The sequence below is a fragment of the Endozoicomonas atrinae genome, from assembly GCF_001647025.1.
GTDB classification, from domain to species: Bacteria; Pseudomonadota; Gammaproteobacteria; order Pseudomonadales; family Endozoicomonadaceae; genus Endozoicomonas; species Endozoicomonas atrinae.
This window is the reverse complement of record NZ_LUKQ02000064.1, coordinates 1-15,866: the sequence shown is the minus strand read 5'-3', so window position 1 is coordinate 15,866 and position 15,866 is coordinate 1. Positions and strand designations below refer to the sequence as shown.

Sequence of the window (15,866 nt, the reverse complement as noted above, 5' to 3'; positions counted from 1 at the left end):
AGGCAGAAAAGCTGACTTCAGTGTTTTATCTCCTTGAGGCGGGCTGCCAGCTGCTGTAGCGCCTGAGCTCGATGACTCAGCTGATTCTTTAACTCTGAGGGCAGTTCTGCAGCCGTACGATGCTCCGCGGGAACCAGAAACAGTGGGTCATAGCCAAATCCATGATCTCCCAGAGCCTCTTCAATGATATAACCTTCCCACTGACCATGAGCAATGATCGGAGTAGGGTCGTGCTCATGACGAAGGTAAACCAGCACACAGTGAAATCGTGCGGTTCTCTCACCAGACTTGATACCCTGCAGTCGATTCAACAGCTTCTGGTTATTATCTGCAGAAGAAGCTTCTGGCCCCGCATAGCGGGCAGAATAGATGCCAGGCTCACCGTTGAGATAATCAACTTCAAGACCCGAGTCATCGGCAATAACCGGGAGGCCCGATACCCCGGCAGCATAACGGGCTTTGATAATGGCATTTTCAATAAAGGTCAGGCCCGTCTCTTCCGCTTCCGGAAGAGCAGTTCCGATGCCAAATTCACTTTGTGGCATCATCCTGATGTTCAGGGGTTCCAGCAGCTGCTGGAATTCAGCCAGTTTGCCTTTGTTGCCACTGGCAAGTACTACCTGACGAATGTCCTTGGTCATAACACTGTTCATCAATCACTGGTAAAAGGTCTGCTCAAAGCGAAGCGTCTCACTTCGTGAGCTTCCCTGAGGCTTAACATCTATGGCAAATTTTAGCAGCTCTTCATCTGAAAACTTAAAGTCGGCCAGATAGTAAATCGCACTGCCGTCTTTGACCTCAGAAAATTTTAAGCTCACTTTCTGAGTAAGCAGGTTCATCGTATGGCCACTGACCACACCGGTTACTGCCGTGCCCAACTCATCAGATGAAACATCACTAATCGCAATATTGACGATACCGTAGCGGCTACCTCGGCGGAGGTTATATAGCTCTGCAACACCGGGCGGTACAAATGTACTATTGAATGCGCTGAAATGAACCTGATAGTTGCCCATCTGGATGGGTTCCTGGTTCATCACCCTGGCTTCCGGAATCTGGCTTTCAGCGATCGCGGGGCTCACCATTCCAATAACCCCCAGCACCAGCAAGGCCAGGCATGCCATCAAACGCTGAGTCATTAACGTTAAACTGTGCAGCATCACCATTATGCAGCCTCCACCTTCCCATTTGTTAAGTGATAAATGGCTACTTCTCCCATCAGATTTGGCCAGACCCTGCCTGCCAACCCACTGTAATACGATTGATCCACGACCATTCGGTTCAATACCCGGTAATTTTTTTCCTGGCACAGAGCTTCAAAGTCCCTGAAGGTACAAAAGTGAATATTGGGTGTGTCATACCAGGTATAAGGCATAAACTTCGAGACCGGCATGCGGCCATAGGCTGCAAGATAGAGGCGGCAACGCCAGTGCCCGAAGTTAGGAAAAGTGACAATGCATTCCCGCCCAACCCGGAGCATCTCCTCCAGTACAAGGTTTGGGAAGTGCATAACCTGAAGCGCCTGCGTCATAATAACGGTATCGAAACTACCATCTTTGAAGTTCCCCAGACCGCGATCCAGGTTCTGTTCTATGACGTTTACCCCCCGCTCAATGCAGGCTTCAATATTCTGGGTATTAATTTCCAGACCATAACCACTGACCTGCTTCTCTCGCTGCAGTTCATGCAAAAGCTGCCCATCACCACAGGCCAGATCAAGAATCCGGCTGTCAGGTGCAACCCAGTTCCTGATAATTTCAAAATCCCCCCGCCTCATAAGCACTCCTCCGCCACCCGGTTCAAATAGGCCGACAAACCACGCACGTAGCGGGGAATATTCATCAGAAAAGCATCGTGACCCTGGGGAGCATCCACTTCAAGATAAGTCACATCCTTATCCACCCTCATCAGTGCATCGACAATCTCCCTGGAACGTTCAGGTGAGAAGCGCCAGTCTGTTGAGAAGGACGCTAGAAAGAACCTGGCTGTTGCTCTGCTTAGCGCATCTGGCAGGCTGTTTTCATAATTACTGGCTGGATCAAAGTAATCCAGTGCACGGGTCATTAACAGGTAGGTGTTGGCATCAAAGCTTCCGGAAAAACTCTCGCCCTGATAACGAAGATAACTTTCTATCTGGAACTCAACATTGTAATCGTAACTGAAGCCTTTATTTTTCAGCTCACGGCCGAATTTGGCTCCCATGGCATCGTCAGACAGATAAGTGATATGCCCAATCATACGAGCAAGCCCCAAACCCTTGCGGGGTATGCTGCTCTCTTCCAGGTAACGGCCATCCAAAAACTGTTCATCCGACATAATGGCCTGTCGGGCTACTTCATTAAAGGCAATATTCTGGGCAGACAGCCTGGCGGCTGAAGCAATGATGACGGCATGTCGAAGTCTTTCAGGATAAGCAATGCTCCATTGCAGGGCTTGCATCCCACCAAGGCTCCCTCCGATAACCGCAGCCCATTGCTGAATACCCAGATGATCAGCCAGCATGACCTGACTGTTTACCCAGTCTGCTACAGTGACCACCGGAAAGTCTGGCCCATAAGGTTTACCAGTTTTGGGATTGGTGCTGATTGGGCCAGTACTGCCATGGCACCCCCCCAGGTTATTGAGAGAGACAACAAAGAACCGACGGGTATCAATGGGTTTTCCGGGGCCAATAAAATTATCCCACCAGCCGGGCTTACGATCTTTCATACTGTGATAGCCTGCCGCATGATGGTGCCCACTGAGGGCATGACAGATCAGTACAGCATTGGAGCGAGACTGATTCAGCTCACCATAGGTTTCAACCATAAGCTGAAATCCATCCAGCAGCTCTCCACAGTTCAACGACAGTGACTGATTAAACTGTATCGCTCTGGGCTCTACGAGCCCAACCGAATCGGCAGGAATCACTTCAGGCATAAACTTCCTGTTTCTCTTTCTTGGCCATAGCACACCTCTCTGGAAGTGCCTTTCTACATTCCCAATCCGGAGTAAAGTTCTCTTAGCTTTACTGAAGGGTGTTCACTATGACTCTTCAGGCTTGTTATTAATCATTAAAGAACTCTCTCTCAGAAACAATGAGAGCAGCGGAAACTGCAGGCAGTTTATCTTCTTCATTTTTTTTTGTCAGCTTATCCAGGGCTGATTATCTAACGATTGCCTGGCTAGCCGCAGGCAATTACGTCCTGACTACAGGCAACTCCAAAGCCAGTTCCGTCAAAGCCAGGACATGACTCAAAAAGTAGCCTTCAACCTGTCGTGAGCAAAAGTGCAGGTGTCGTTCATTAATGTATTCATCAACACTTTGATTGTTGATCAAAGAAATGTAGAAAGCCCGAATCGCCTCATCTTCAACATTCAAGGCTGAAATAATTCTGGCACAGGGCTGAAAAGTCTTGCTCATTTGGAACTCCCGAAGCAATAGGCTTCTGGGTACTTGTCTTCCCATGAAGGACTATCCTGCAATGAAGCTTCATTCGGAATGAGCCCACAAGGCAACAGATTGCTCTGCTTTAAAATGCATCGTACTGATACAGATAAATTCAACGATTATCTTGAATTAAACCTAGTATAGTCAGGCTTTACTGAAGTATTCTTAATGGCAGCAAACTGTTCAGATAAAAACGTGCTATCGTAACTTCCCGCAATAGTGCAAACTATTAAATACTTTTCACAGACCTCTCGGTGCAAATGTCGTTATGTCTATTGAATCCCTAGGCCAGCTTGAATCAAGACTCCAGAGCCTGATTGATAAACTGGAACTTTCAAGAATGGAAGTAGAAGACCTAAGGTCTGCTAATACCCGCCTTGAAGAAGAGAATATCCAGCTTAAGCAGGAGCTCACCGCATGGGGTGAACGTGTGACCGCTCTTTTGGGTAAACTGGATATCGTAACAGAGGAAGAAACCAGCGAGCAGGAAGCTGTCGCTTAGGCTCTGTTGGCAGTATGATTGCGGGGCATCCCTGCCCCACAGTTTCACAGGTCAATTTCGGCGTTTTCGATAGCTTCCAGAGCTTCCATCCAGACTTCTTCAGCTTCTGAAATCTGACGTTTAAGTTCTGTTTGTCGAGTTAGCAGCTCTTTCAGTTTTTCTCTGGCCGTCTCTTCGTATACCAAAGGATCTGAGAGCAGTTCTTCCACATTCGCCAGAGAGGATTGCAGGTCTTCCAGCTGACTTTCAAGTTTCTCCGCTTTTTGCTTCAAAGGCCGTAGTGCCTTACGCCTTTCAGCCTCCTGGCGTCGCAAGTCTTTCTTCTGTTGTGAAGAACCGGCCATTTCTCCGGCATTCTCTACGCTCCTGGTGCCACGGGATTCATTACGCTCCTTAGAGCGAAGTTGAACCAGCCATTGACTATAGTCGTCAAGATCACCTGAATACTCTTCCATTCGGCCATCATGAACCAGATAAAGTTCATCGGTCGTGCTGCGAATCAGGTTACGATCATGGGAAACCAGAATTACTGCCCCCTCAAATGACTGTAAAGCCATGGTCAGGGCCAGACGCATATCAAGGTCAAGATGGTTGGTTGGCTCATCGAGTAGCAACAGGTTTGGCTTCTGCCAACCAATGATCGCCAGAGCCAGTCTCGCTTTCTCACCACCGGAAAACCCCTGGATAGACTCCAGAGCCTTATCCCCATGAAAACCAAACCCACCAAGAAAGTTTCTCAACTCCTGCTCTCTGGCATCAGGAGACAGCCTTTGCAGGTGAAGCAAAGGGCTTGCATTAAAATCCAGACTCTCCAGCTGGTGCTGTGCAAAGTAGCCAACGCTTAAGTGCTCTCCCAGGTGAACCTTTCCTGAAATCAGTGGCAATTCCCCAGCAAGCGTTCTGATCAGGGTCGATTTACCGGCACCATTTGCTCCAAGCAGCCCAATACGGCTGCCAGGTTGAATGTTGATACCAAGTTTTAATAACGGCTTATCACCATAGCCAAGTTCAGCCGTATCCAGAACCAATAACGGTGCAGACATCTTATCGGCTTCTGGAAAGGTAAAAGAGAATGGTGAATCTACATGGGCAGCTGAAATATCTTCAAGCCTTGCTAAAGCCTTCAAGCGACTTTGTGCCTGCTTGGCCTTTGTCGCCTTGGCCCTGAAACGCTCAACAAATTTTTCCATATGAGCCCGCAGCTTCTGCTGCTTCTCGAAAGCAGCCTGCTGCTGTTGAAGTCTCTGTGCTCTAAGATTCTCAAAAGCCGAATAGTTTCCACGGTACTGGAACAGTGTTTGATGTTCTATGTGGAGTGTGTGATCAGTAATGGCATCAAGAAAATCCCGGTCATGGGAGATAACCAGCAATGTTCCCGGGTATCGCTTCAGATAGTTTTCAAGCCAGACAATGGCATCAAGATCCAAATGGTTGGTTGGCTCATCAAGTAACATAATATCTGACGGGCACATCAATGTCTTTGCCAGATTCAAGCGCATCCGCCATCCACCGGAAAAATCACGAACATTTTTTTTCAGTACATCATGATTGAAGCCCAATCCATGCAACAGCTGCTCTGCTCGAGAACGGGCTGTGTAGCCATCAGCACTCAGCAGTTGCTCATGTAGATCTGCCAGTTTCTCGTGCTTTCCTGATGCTTCTGCATCAGCAATCGACTTCTCTATTCGTCGAAGTTCAGCATCACCATCCAATACATAGTCCACAGCATTACGGTCCAGGACGTCAATTTCCTGAGCCATATGCGCCAGTCCACGCCCCTTATCAAACGCGAGCTCACCTTTATCAGGCTGCAAATCTCCTGTAAGCAACGCAAGCAGGCTTGATTTGCCACACCCATTAGCACCCACAAGGCCAACATGCTGACCAGAATGGATTGTTGTTGATGCATTCTCCAGAAGGAGTTTGCCAGACCTTAAAAGGCTGATGGAATTCAATGTGATCATGGCGGGCATTATATGTAGCAAGCCCGATGAAATCGAATATCTTTAGAGGAGAAAGCAGTGAGGGTTCAAAATAATGAGGGGGAATAGAATTCCCCCTTTAAACTTCAAGTTACCAACTATTTTACTTCTTCTTAGCAGGAGACCTTCTTGCAGCTGCTTTTCTGGCTGGAGCCCTTTTCTTGGCTACGGCCTTTCTGGCTGGAGCTTTCTTTTTAGGTGCAGCCTTTCTGGCAGGAGCCTTCCGCTTGGCAGTTGCCTTTTTAGCTGCAGGCTTTTTCTTAGCTGCTACTTTCTTTTTAGCTGCTGGTTTCTTCTTAGCCACCACTTTTTTCTTGGCTGCTGGCTTTTTCTTAGCAGCTACTTTCTTCTTAGTTGCTGGCTTCTTTTTAGCTGCAACTTTCTTCTTGGCAGCTGGCTTCTTCTTAGCAGCTACTTTTTTCTTGGCTGCTGGCTTCCTTTTAGCGACTGCCTTTTTAGCAGGAGCCTTCTTCTTAGCTGTTGTTTTTTTCTTGGCTACTGTCTTTTTCTTAGCTGCCGCCTTTTTGACGGTAGTTTTCTTAGCAGTAGTTTTCTTCTTAGCAGCTACCTTTTTCTTGGCAGTGGTTTTCTTAGCAGTGCTTTTTTTAGCAGTAGCTTTCTTTGCACTAGCCTTGGCCTTTTTCAGCGCTTCTCTGGCTTTTTCAAGCTTTTTCTTCAGCGCATCAATTTCTTTTTCCCACTTCTTCACCATGTCGACCTTTTTAACAGTCTTCTTGGCAGTCGCTTTTTTAGCAGGAGCCTTTTTAGCAGCAGCCTTCCTGGCAGTGCTTTTTTTGGCTGCAGTCTTCCTTGTTGCAGGCATTGGGTCGTCCCTCGTTTTAATTTAACCAATCTACTAGTAGTTAGTACATCGTAATAAAAACCGAATAATTTATACCCAGTTTTAATTCCAACATAGAGTGCTTATTCGTCATCTGCAAATTTTTTTTTAGCTTTCTCTCTATTTTTTTGATAATGAAATTACATTTTTCTTAAATAGATAGAAAGAACAGGACGTTTATTTTTCATACTTATTACAACAAAAAACACTTTAAATAAGGCACTTTTTTCATTACACAGCGGTAAACTGGGGTTGCCAAAAAAACTAATTTACTAAATGATAGGGCTCAGAGTTCACTGAACCGAAACGCTAGATACAAAATTCTCAAAAAGAGTGTATATATGATATTGAAAACGCTCACCAGCGTTACCCTGCTCTCTTACTCCCTGTGTTCATTTGCTGTTCTGGAAACAGAAAGCGACAAATTAAGCTACAGCCTTGGAGTATCCATGGCAGAGCAGCTCAAACAATTTGATGGGATTAATATTAATGCCGTTATCCAAGGGGTTGAGGATAACCTTGGCAAACAGGTTTTACAGCTGTCGCAGGATGAAGTTTCCTATTTTGTTGATTTAGCTCAGGTTCAAAAGCAAAACCTTGAACAGGTTAAGTACCAAAAAGCAGCCCAGGAGAGTCTTGAGAAAAGTCAGATTTTTCTGGCAAAAAACAGTAAAAAACCAGGAATCGTTGTGCTGGAGAGCGGTCTTCAGTACCGGGTGCTCACAAAAGGCAATGGCATCAAGCCTTCCATTACTGATCATGTAACCGTTCACTATGAAGGCCGTCTGATAGACGGAACTCTCTTCGAAAGCTCCTACACTCGTAACCAACCGGCAACTTTCCAGTTAAACAGGGTCATCGCAGGCTGGACAGAAGGAATACAGAAAATGCCTGAAGGGTCGACCTGGGAGCTTTTTATTCCCTCTACTCTGGCATATGGCTCCAGCGGTATTCCTGGAATCATTGGGCCCAATGAAGCAATTATTTTCAAAGTAGAACTCAGGGATGTAAACAAAAGCAGCTGATACTGAAATGAGGACAAAACTACTGCATAGTCTGAATACAGCACACAGTTTGTCCTCACCTGATCCGAAAATCATGATTCAGTCAGCTTTTCCCGGTGAGATTCATGCAGCGTTTCAATCATTTTATCTTCAAGGCTGAAGCGCTCTTCCAGTGTTTCACCTAATTCTGATACAGCACCCTGAAGTCTCTGCAGAGAGCTGATTGATTCACAGCTATCATTAAACTTCAAACACCTTGAAGTATTCTCTTCAAGCTTGGGCAGCATAGTATGAGCCAGTTCAATTCCCCCATCATTAAACTCGCGGGCTTCCTGAATCAACTGCTCGTAAACCTCAAAATGACCAGCTGAAGCATAATCCACTAAAATCTGGCACAACTCCTTCAATTTACTTGCCACCGGACGCTTGTCATCATCAAATTGATCAATTCCATTGATGGAGCAGTAAAGGACGATCAGCTCCTGACGCTCGTTGAGCCAGCGATCAATAATTTCTGATACACCTCCCCAACGTTCTCTGGCCGTTTGGCAACCCTCCAGCATGATAGACAGTTCCTCTTTAACAATTAGATCTCTTCTGCGTGAGTGGGGACCTCATAAGCGCCTGTGTCAGGCAGCTAAGATGCTAGGTTATGACAGTGAATTTTTTGCGGCAAGCGTTTATTTTTCCAAAACACAACACAATTTAAAATGCAAGTTTTCCAAGAACGTCATGAATTCAATGGTTTCAGGGTTTTTTCCTATTAACCAAACAACTTTTTCAACTAATAAACACCAATTTAATTAAAAAAAATTATTTTAATTACTAGATTCAGATACTAGGAGAACCCTGGTTCCACCTATCAAAAATCAACCTCCAAGACCTTCTTTCAAGATGAAAATATGCACAGCTAGCTCGCAAATAGTCATCTAATTCTACTGGTTAGCGGTGTATATTTAATTAGCAAACTTTCATATGCGTGGTCATAAGGAATAAACTCTACCTGCATCACGACATAGAAACAGGTAAAAACCTTTAGACATTAACAGCTCAGCAAAAAGACTGTTCGAGAATAGAACACCCCACCGTGGAGGCGGTCACTTGATCAAAAACTCCATTCTATTCGGCAAATAGGATCGCTATTCACCCCATACTATCTATTAAATAAATGGGAATTTTCATCCTCTATTTTCTACCATCCCCCGATATCAGCAATATTCTCAGACAATCTCGCCAGAGAGTCCTTTCTCCAAGCTACTGATTAAAGGCAATAGAACAGACAACTATTCTGCAACCATATACTCCTGCAAAAACTCATCAAAGTCATTTTTATCATTGCTTTCTCTTGCCAGCTGGTCGGCAACAGAGCGCTGAGCAACCTGTTCAAAGTAGGATATACGCTCATCACTCAAACCATGCTCTGAGAAGCTTTTGGAGTGCTTTTCCGATAACGACATCATCAACTCAATATAACCGAAACCCTTAGTTTCAAGGGTACTAAGCAACTGAGCAGAAGGCGTTAAAGAGACATCTCTCAGCTTTTCTCTTTGGGTGCACAAGCTCCTAACAAACGCTGAAGACTCATTTGCCTGATCAAGAATCTCAGCAATTGGAGTCATGTCATCCAGCAGCTGAAGCCCCCAGTTTTGGAGTACAACTGATTGACCTCTCTGTCTCAACTCGACGCCCGGGCGGCGACCTTCCGTAACCGCTGTTTTGAAATTATTGCTGACCTCAGCGCACTCATCTGCATGAATAGGGTTGCTGCTCTGCAATGAACAATAGACGAGGAAAACGTCCAGAAAATGGGCATCTAACTCACTCAGCCCCAGTGGCTCAAAGGGGTTGATATCAAGGCAGCGCACCTCAACGTACTCAACGCCTTCATTGCGCAAAGCCGTCACTGGTTTTTCACCGGAACGGGCAATCCGCTTAGGGCGGATAGTGCTGTAATACTCATTCTCTATTTGCAGAAGATTGGTATTCAACTGAAGGTATTTACCCTCTTTTTTCAGACCAATGGCTTCATAGGCAGGGTATGGTGTTCGAATAGCCCTGGAAAGGCTGTCCACATAATCGTCCAGTGTGTTGTAGCAAATATTCAGTGAAGACTGAGCATGATTACTGTAACCCATATCACTCATGCGTAACGATGTCGCATAAGGAAGAAAAAGCGTGTCTTTATCCAGCGACTTAAGGCCTGAATGCTCTCCTCCGTCGGCAAAGAAACTTCGACTAACAACTGGAGAAGCTCCAAACAGATACATTAACAGCCACGAGTAACGCAAAAAATTCCGGATCAGAGAAAAATAACCGGCCGACCTGAAATTCTGAGCTTTGATGCCCTCTTGCCCTGAGTATTGCTGTAACAACGCCCAGAACTCTTCTGGCAGGGAGAAGTTATAGTGAATACCAGCAATGGTCTGCATTGGCTTACCATAACGATGCCAGAGTCCTTCTCTATAAACCGTTTTCATTAAGCCAATATTGGAGCTGCCATACTGAGCAATGGGAATACTGGCGTCTCCTTCCAGCAAAGGAGGCATACTACCCGCCCAGAGCAGTTCCCCATCAATATGCTGATTAGTGTACTGATGAAGCTGCTCAAGAAAAGAGAGCGTATCACCAATTCGACAATGTACTGGCGTTATGAATTCAAGCAGTGCCTCAGAATAGTCTGTGGTGATGTAAGGGTGAGTTAATGAACGCCCCAGTTTCTCAGGATGGCGCTTTTGGGAAAGACGAGCATCCGAGGTAATCCTGAGAGTTTCACGTTCAATGCCATGACAAATGCCATTGAGAACTGAATGGTTAGCACGGGACTGGAAAAGCTCCAGACGATCCTGATACTCAGTAGCCAAGGTACAGATCCAATAATAATTAGGTACAGGTCTAGGTTCTGTTGACATAAGGTTCCTTTCTCAGCTTAAGCCAGAATGCTTCTGGCTAGGCGCAAGGACGCAGGAATACTCACGTCTTTCAAGTTCTTGCAACAACGGCAGAAGCATTCTGGCTTGAGCCCGTAGGGTGGCTCGTAAAACCGCCTTCCTGCTTCGTTGAGCTGGTTTGATGTAGAACCACTACACCTGCACCAGCTCGCCTCGTGGAATACGGCTTTACGAGCCACTGAGCTTAGAACCTTATGTCAACAGAACCTAACATTCGTTCGAAGCGCTGATTCTTACTGGCAAGACTGATGCCAGGAACATCGACAATATAAACGAACTCTCATGAATACTCGGCTTCACACCGAGCAAGAAAGCCTCAAAGAGCCTGATAAAATAGCAACCAGCTTAGCATCTGATTACATCCTGCGATTCGTATGATACCAGCCTGAATTTTCTAAATCCCCTAAAAAAGCCAGACAAGTAATTGTCTGGCTTTTTCTTTATCGGGCAACCATCGTCGTTAACGATGTCTTTGCTGACACGGTCAGAACCGACTTTTCACAGAAGAGTTTACTTGCGAAGCTGTTTCGCATTGGCAAACAGATCTGCAAAAGTACCACCTGAGTCCTGCTTCTTGCCACGATTACCAGACTGACTGGCTTTCTGTGGTTTGCTGCGGCCTGCAGGCTTTTCAGTTCTGGCCTGCCGTGGTTGCTGGCGAGCTTCTGCACGCTCTTCAGCCTTATCCGACATCCGCATGGAAAGCCCAACACGTTTACGTGCAACGTCCACTTCCATGACTTTGACCTTAACGATATCACCGGCTTTGACAACTTCACGGGGATCCTTAACGAAGTTTTCCGATAAAGCCGAGATATGCACCAGGCCATCCTGATGGACACCAACATCCACAAACGCACCAAAGTTGGTTACGTTGGTTACCACACCTTCCAGTTCCATATTCAGCTTCAGATCGCGGATATCTTCAATGCCATCCTTGAACTCGGCCGCTTTGAAGTCCGGACGTGGGTCACGACCAGGTTTATCCAATTCACTGATAATGTCAGTAACGGTTGGCAAACCAAATGTTTCGTCGGTAAAGTCCGCAGCATTCAGGCCTTTTAAGAAGGCAGAGTCACCAATCAGAGCTCGAACATCACGGCTGGACTGATTGGCAATTTTCTCAACCACAGGATACGCCTCAGGGTGCACAGCAGAACTGTCCAGAGGATTATCACCATTCATAACCCTCAGGAAACCTGCGGCCTGTTCGAAGGTTTTAGCACCAAAACGGGCGACCTTCTGCAGGTCCTGGCGACTTCTGAATGCACCGTTTTCATTACGATAGGCAACAATGTTGTCTGCCAGAGTACGGTTAAGACCCGATACGCGAGCCAGTAGAGCGCTGGAAGCCGTATTAAGATCAACACCTACGGCGTTTACACAATCCTCAACGACCGCTTCCAGAGAGCGGGACAGATTGATCTGGCTGACATCATGCTGATACTGGCCAACGCCGATGGATTTCGGCTCAATCTTAACCAGTTCTGCCAGAGGATCCTGCAAACGACGGGCAATGGATACGGCCCCACGGATAGAAACATCCAGGTCCGGGAATTCACGGGCAGCCAGTTCAGATGCCGAGTACACGGATGCACCTGCTTCACTGACAACAATTTTTGTCAGGCCAAGTTTTGGATAACTGCGCATCAGTTCAGCGGCCAGACGGTCTGTCTCACGGGATGCCGTTCCATTACCGATACTGACCAGCTCAACCTGATGAGTCAAACAGAGGGTCGCCAGAGTACCAAGCGCTTCCTTCCATTTCTTCTGGGGAGCATGGGGATAGATGGTGGTATGCTCAACCAGCTTCCCAGTGCCATCGACCACAGCAACCTTTACGCCGGTTCTCAAGCCCGGGTCCAGACCCAGGGTTGGTCTGAGTCCAGCAGGAGCTGCCAGCAGCAAATCTTTCAGGTTCTTGGCAAAGACCTTGATGGCTTCGTCTTCAGAGTTTTCACGAATGCGGGTCATTAGCTCTGTTTCCAGCTGAGACAGCAGCTTAACCCGCCAGGTCCAGCGAACCACATCCTTCAACCAGTCATCTGCTGCTCGGCCATTCTGTTCAACCTTCCAGAAATCAGCAACCAGCTTCTCACAGGGGTGGGTTTCACGACGGTCTTCCGGTTCATTGGCAAGGCGGATGTTAGCCTGCAATACGCCTTCATTTCGACCACGGAAGATGGCCAGCGCACGATGAGATGGAGCACTTTTCAGTGGCTCATCATGTTCAAAGTAATCCCGGAACTTGGCTCCTTCCTCTTCTTTACCCTCAACTCCGCGACTGCTCAGAATACCTTCATTCCAGAGCAACTCACGCAGCTGTCCCAGAAGCTCTGCATCCTCACTGAAACGTTCCATCAGGATATAGCGGGCACCTTCCAGAGCGGCCTTGGTATCCTCAACACCCTTATCAGCATCCACAAAAGCAGCGGCTTCTACTTCAGGGTCTTTTTCTGGCGTATTGAAAAGCATATCTGCCAGAGGCTCCAAACCCGCCTCACGGGCAATCTGAGCCTTTGTACGACGCTTGGGCTTATAGGGGAGGTAAAGGTCTTCCAGGCGGGTTTTGGTATCTGCAGAGCGGATATCTTTTTCCAGTTCAGGCGTCAGCTTATCCTGCTCTGTAATGCTCTTCAGAATGGCTTCACGACGCTCTTCCAGTTCTCGCAGATAGCGGAGACGTTCTTCCAGCGTTCTCAGCTGAGTATCGTCCAGACCTCCGGTGACCTCTTTACGATAACGGGCAATGAAAGGAACCGTGGATCCATCATCAAGCAGCTGTACAGCACTGGTGACCTGTTCAGGTCTGGCACCCAACTCTTCAGCTATACGCTGGGAGATACTCTGCATAAAACACACTCATCATGGGAATCAAAACAATAGGACAGTTTCCAGACAATGCTCAGAAACAGCACCGTTTCTGCATCCAGCCGGTAATTAATGCCTATCCTGGCCTGAAAACTCAAGCCATACAGACACGCTAATGACCAGAGAAAACCGGGAATTATAACGAAATTATATTTCGATAGTCAGCACTGCTTTAACTTGCTGTAAAACCGATGTTTTTTTTAAGTCTTTTTCTGATTTACAAAAATATTACAACACTTTTTTACAACAATTCACGTCGCTCAACTTCTTAAAGCGAAAGAACAGCATTATCTGCGGTCATATATTAACACGCTTTCAGGCTTATTTACTCAACGGCAAACGCCCCTCAAGCAACACCCACAACCAATAGAATCGGCATTGTTCACCAGCTTACTTTTCTGCCGAGTAGTACTCACTGGCTATCACTTCAGGACTGAAGATTTCACTCTTGATGGACGAATTGCCAGCCAATGACTTGGAGTGGGTATGTCACCGCATCGCTTTACCATGATCCTGATGGCCGTGACACGATCTTTCATCCTGACATCATTCTCATCATTAGCAGGTAGCGATGGTTTTTATTGGCTCTGATTATCCAGCCAAGGCCTGGGTGTTATTTCAGGTCAAACGGTGCCAGTTTGCCTTTAGGCTAGGTCAGCAATTTCTCTGCTACGAATCTCTGGATTTATTTCTCTTCATTATATCTTCCCTGATTCAAAAGCCTGTAACGCAGGCCAATCGGCCAGATCACAGGGTCATCTTTATTATGGTTATATCCGGCCACCCAACATCGGCCTATCCATCTCATAGGCTCATGGATCATCAGACATACCCAAGGAACTGCTCCCGGCTCTGACTGCGGTTGTTATTAGCCCCACTTTGCCGCTTGGGTAATAGAACAGGCTTTCACCTTATCACGGTAAGCTGCCGTTATCTTCCCCGATTGTACCCGGCCTGTTTCACTGGTCACGACAACTCCGGATGTAAAGGGCATTCACTGCTCGGATGGACAGTGTGGACTGAAACCATTGCGCGTGGTCATTCATAACGAGCCATATGAGCCAAAAAGTAATTCAGAACTAACACTGGAATTATTTCAAAGAGTAGTATAGGTTTCATATCTAGCACAAATATCAGTTTCCGGAGAAACGTGATGACGCTATTCACAATCTATGCCCACGATAATAAAGACATAAGCTGGGACAAGGTTTCTGCTGAACTCAACTGGTTGAAGGATATAGAGGATCCAGCTGCACAAGCATTTATTGACAGTAGCCTCTCTGTTTTTGACAGTAACCATGACGAATTAACAAAACTGGTCTGGTGGCTGCATCATGCAGTAACCACCGGAGAGTACATTCTCGAGGGTGATCACGAATATCGGGCGTCTTTCAGGGCAACGGATGTCGTACCCTTTTGTTTGAACTCAGTACGATTGCTTGACGAGTTTACTGCCAAAGTGGACTCTTTATGCAGTTGCGAGCATTTACTGAACACCTTTTGGGCCCACATCAAACTATCACCATTGGTTAGGCAGTTCGACCCCCCTGAGCTCGCCGAGGGTGAAACGGTTGCCTATGACGTCAGTTCCTGTTTCAAACACACAAGGATGGATGCACTGACTCTGGAAGAAATTAGCTGGCTGGCGCATATCAATCCGGGTTCCGTAGCCAATGCAGCTTCTCTACCCAAGGGTAAAACGAGGAAACTGGAAACCTTCAGAGATGAGAGCCAAACACTGGTGGATGTATCAACCGCTATAGACTGGTTGAGTAAATGCCCCGCATTCAAACCTCCAAAAATTATTGATCAATACCACTCAATAGAAAATGAAGAGACAGTTCTGGTCCCTGTTGCCAGAGATGGTAGTTTTTTAAATTACAAATGCCACCGATCCAAAGGATATCAAATCGGCCCTAAAGGAAATGAAGCTTACCACCCAGACTTAATGGAAACTCTTGAGCTGCTTATTAAAAATAGAAATGACAATACTCCTGTCCGGTGGCGGCGCCCCAATGAAAATGGAATATTCGGGATTGTCACTGCCGTCCGCTGGGAACAGAGAAAAAAATCAGAAGTCTTTGGCAACTCAAAAGACGGTAGCATCTCTTCAAAGTAAAACAACTGCAGACTAAAAGGGAATTACCTTATATGGTAACGTTGTCATCACCGATGTAATAAGTCTTCAAAACACCAGTTTAATTTGACCTCCCGATTAACCCTTTTCTGGCCGATTGTTTTCCTGTTGGTATCAAGCAGGGAGCAGCGCCATGACCAATCGAGAGGAC

13 protein-coding genes are annotated in these 15,866 nt (G+C 46.5%); 3 read left to right on the top strand and 10 right to left on the bottom strand.

All coding sequences use genetic code 11. From position 1 onward, the window contains the following. Positions 1-17: 17 nt before the first annotated feature. From rdgB to AK963_RS11125, 5 genes are all read right to left on the bottom strand, one after another. Positions 18-641, bottom strand: a complete 624-nt coding sequence (rdgB, locus tag AK963_RS11145) for an RdgB/HAM1 family non-canonical purine NTP pyrophosphatase (protein WP_066015537.1) — start codon at positions 639-641, stop codon at positions 18-20. A 15-nt stretch (positions 642-656) separates the two neighbouring features. After that, positions 657-1,166 (bottom strand): DUF4426 domain-containing protein, encoded by a 510-nt coding sequence (locus AK963_RS11140; RefSeq protein ID WP_083232585.1) that lies wholly within the window; start codon positions 1,164-1,166, stop codon positions 657-659. Next, positions 1,166-1,777: a methionine biosynthesis protein MetW gene (gene metW / locus AK963_RS11135; RefSeq protein WP_066015522.1), complete on the bottom strand. Its 612-nt coding sequence runs from the start codon at positions 1,775-1,777 to the stop codon at positions 1,166-1,168. Before metW ends, AK963_RS11140 begins: the two co-directional genes overlap by 1 nt. Beyond that, the gene (gene metX, locus AK963_RS11130) at positions 1,774-2,919 is read right to left on the bottom strand and encodes a homoserine O-succinyltransferase MetX (RefSeq protein WP_066015521.1); all 1,146 of its coding nucleotides are present in this window, start codon (positions 2,917-2,919) and stop codon (positions 1,774-1,776) included. The genes metW and metX overlap by 4 nt, the downstream gene beginning before the upstream one ends. Before the next feature lie 259 nt (positions 2,920-3,178). Then, positions 3,179-3,403 (bottom strand): hypothetical protein, encoded by a 225-nt coding sequence (locus AK963_RS11125; protein WP_066015520.1) that lies wholly within the window; start codon positions 3,401-3,403, stop codon positions 3,179-3,181. A gap of 295 nt (positions 3,404-3,698) precedes the next feature. On the opposite strand from AK963_RS11125, the gene AK963_RS11120 reads away from it, so the two are divergent. Continuing rightward, complete coding sequence (locus AK963_RS11120) at positions 3,699-3,932, top strand: cell division protein ZapB (RefSeq protein ID WP_066015519.1); 234 nt, start codon at positions 3,699-3,701, stop codon at positions 3,930-3,932. Positions 3,933-3,976: 44 nt separating this feature from the next. Here AK963_RS11120 and AK963_RS11115 read toward each other — a convergent pair whose 3' ends face one another. Both AK963_RS11115 and AK963_RS11110 read right to left on the bottom strand, forming a co-directional pair. Then, positions 3,977-5,905, bottom strand: a complete 1,929-nt coding sequence (locus AK963_RS11115) for an ATP-binding cassette domain-containing protein (RefSeq protein ID WP_139117356.1) — start codon at positions 5,903-5,905, stop codon at positions 3,977-3,979. Positions 5,906-6,017: 112 nt separating this feature from the next. Beyond that, positions 6,018-6,737 (bottom strand): hypothetical protein, encoded by a 720-nt coding sequence (locus tag AK963_RS11110; RefSeq protein WP_066015518.1) that lies wholly within the window; start codon positions 6,735-6,737, stop codon positions 6,018-6,020. A gap of 359 nt (positions 6,738-7,096) precedes the next feature. Between AK963_RS11110 and AK963_RS11105 the strand changes: the two genes are divergently transcribed. After that, positions 7,097-7,780: a BamJ family beta-barrel-assembly machinery protein gene (locus AK963_RS11105; protein WP_066015517.1), complete on the top strand. Its 684-nt coding sequence runs from the start codon at positions 7,097-7,099 to the stop codon at positions 7,778-7,780. Positions 7,781-7,851: 71 nt separating this feature from the next. Here AK963_RS11105 and AK963_RS11100 read toward each other — a convergent pair whose 3' ends face one another. The 3 genes from AK963_RS11100 to AK963_RS11090 form a co-directional block, all read right to left on the bottom strand. Continuing rightward, positions 7,852-8,322 (bottom strand): Rsd/AlgQ family anti-sigma factor, encoded by a 471-nt coding sequence (locus AK963_RS11100; RefSeq protein ID WP_066015516.1) that lies wholly within the window; start codon positions 8,320-8,322, stop codon positions 7,852-7,854. 720 nt (positions 8,323-9,042) lie between these two features. Further along, a complete protein-coding gene (gene gshA, locus AK963_RS11095; RefSeq protein ID WP_139117355.1) occupies positions 9,043-10,668 on the bottom strand; it encodes a glutamate--cysteine ligase in 1,626 nt (541 codons plus the stop codon). A 549-nt stretch (positions 10,669-11,217) separates the two neighbouring features. Next, positions 11,218-13,560, bottom strand: coding sequence for a Tex family protein (locus AK963_RS11090; RefSeq protein ID WP_066015515.1), 2,343 nt, complete (start codon positions 13,558-13,560; stop codon positions 11,218-11,220). Between the two features lie 1,171 nt (positions 13,561-14,731). On the opposite strand from AK963_RS11090, the gene AK963_RS11080 reads away from it, so the two are divergent. Further along, on the top strand, positions 14,732-15,697 hold the full coding sequence (locus AK963_RS11080) for a hypothetical protein (protein ID WP_066015513.1): 966 nt from the start codon (positions 14,732-14,734) through the stop codon (positions 15,695-15,697). Positions 15,698-15,866: the final 169 nt, after the last annotated feature.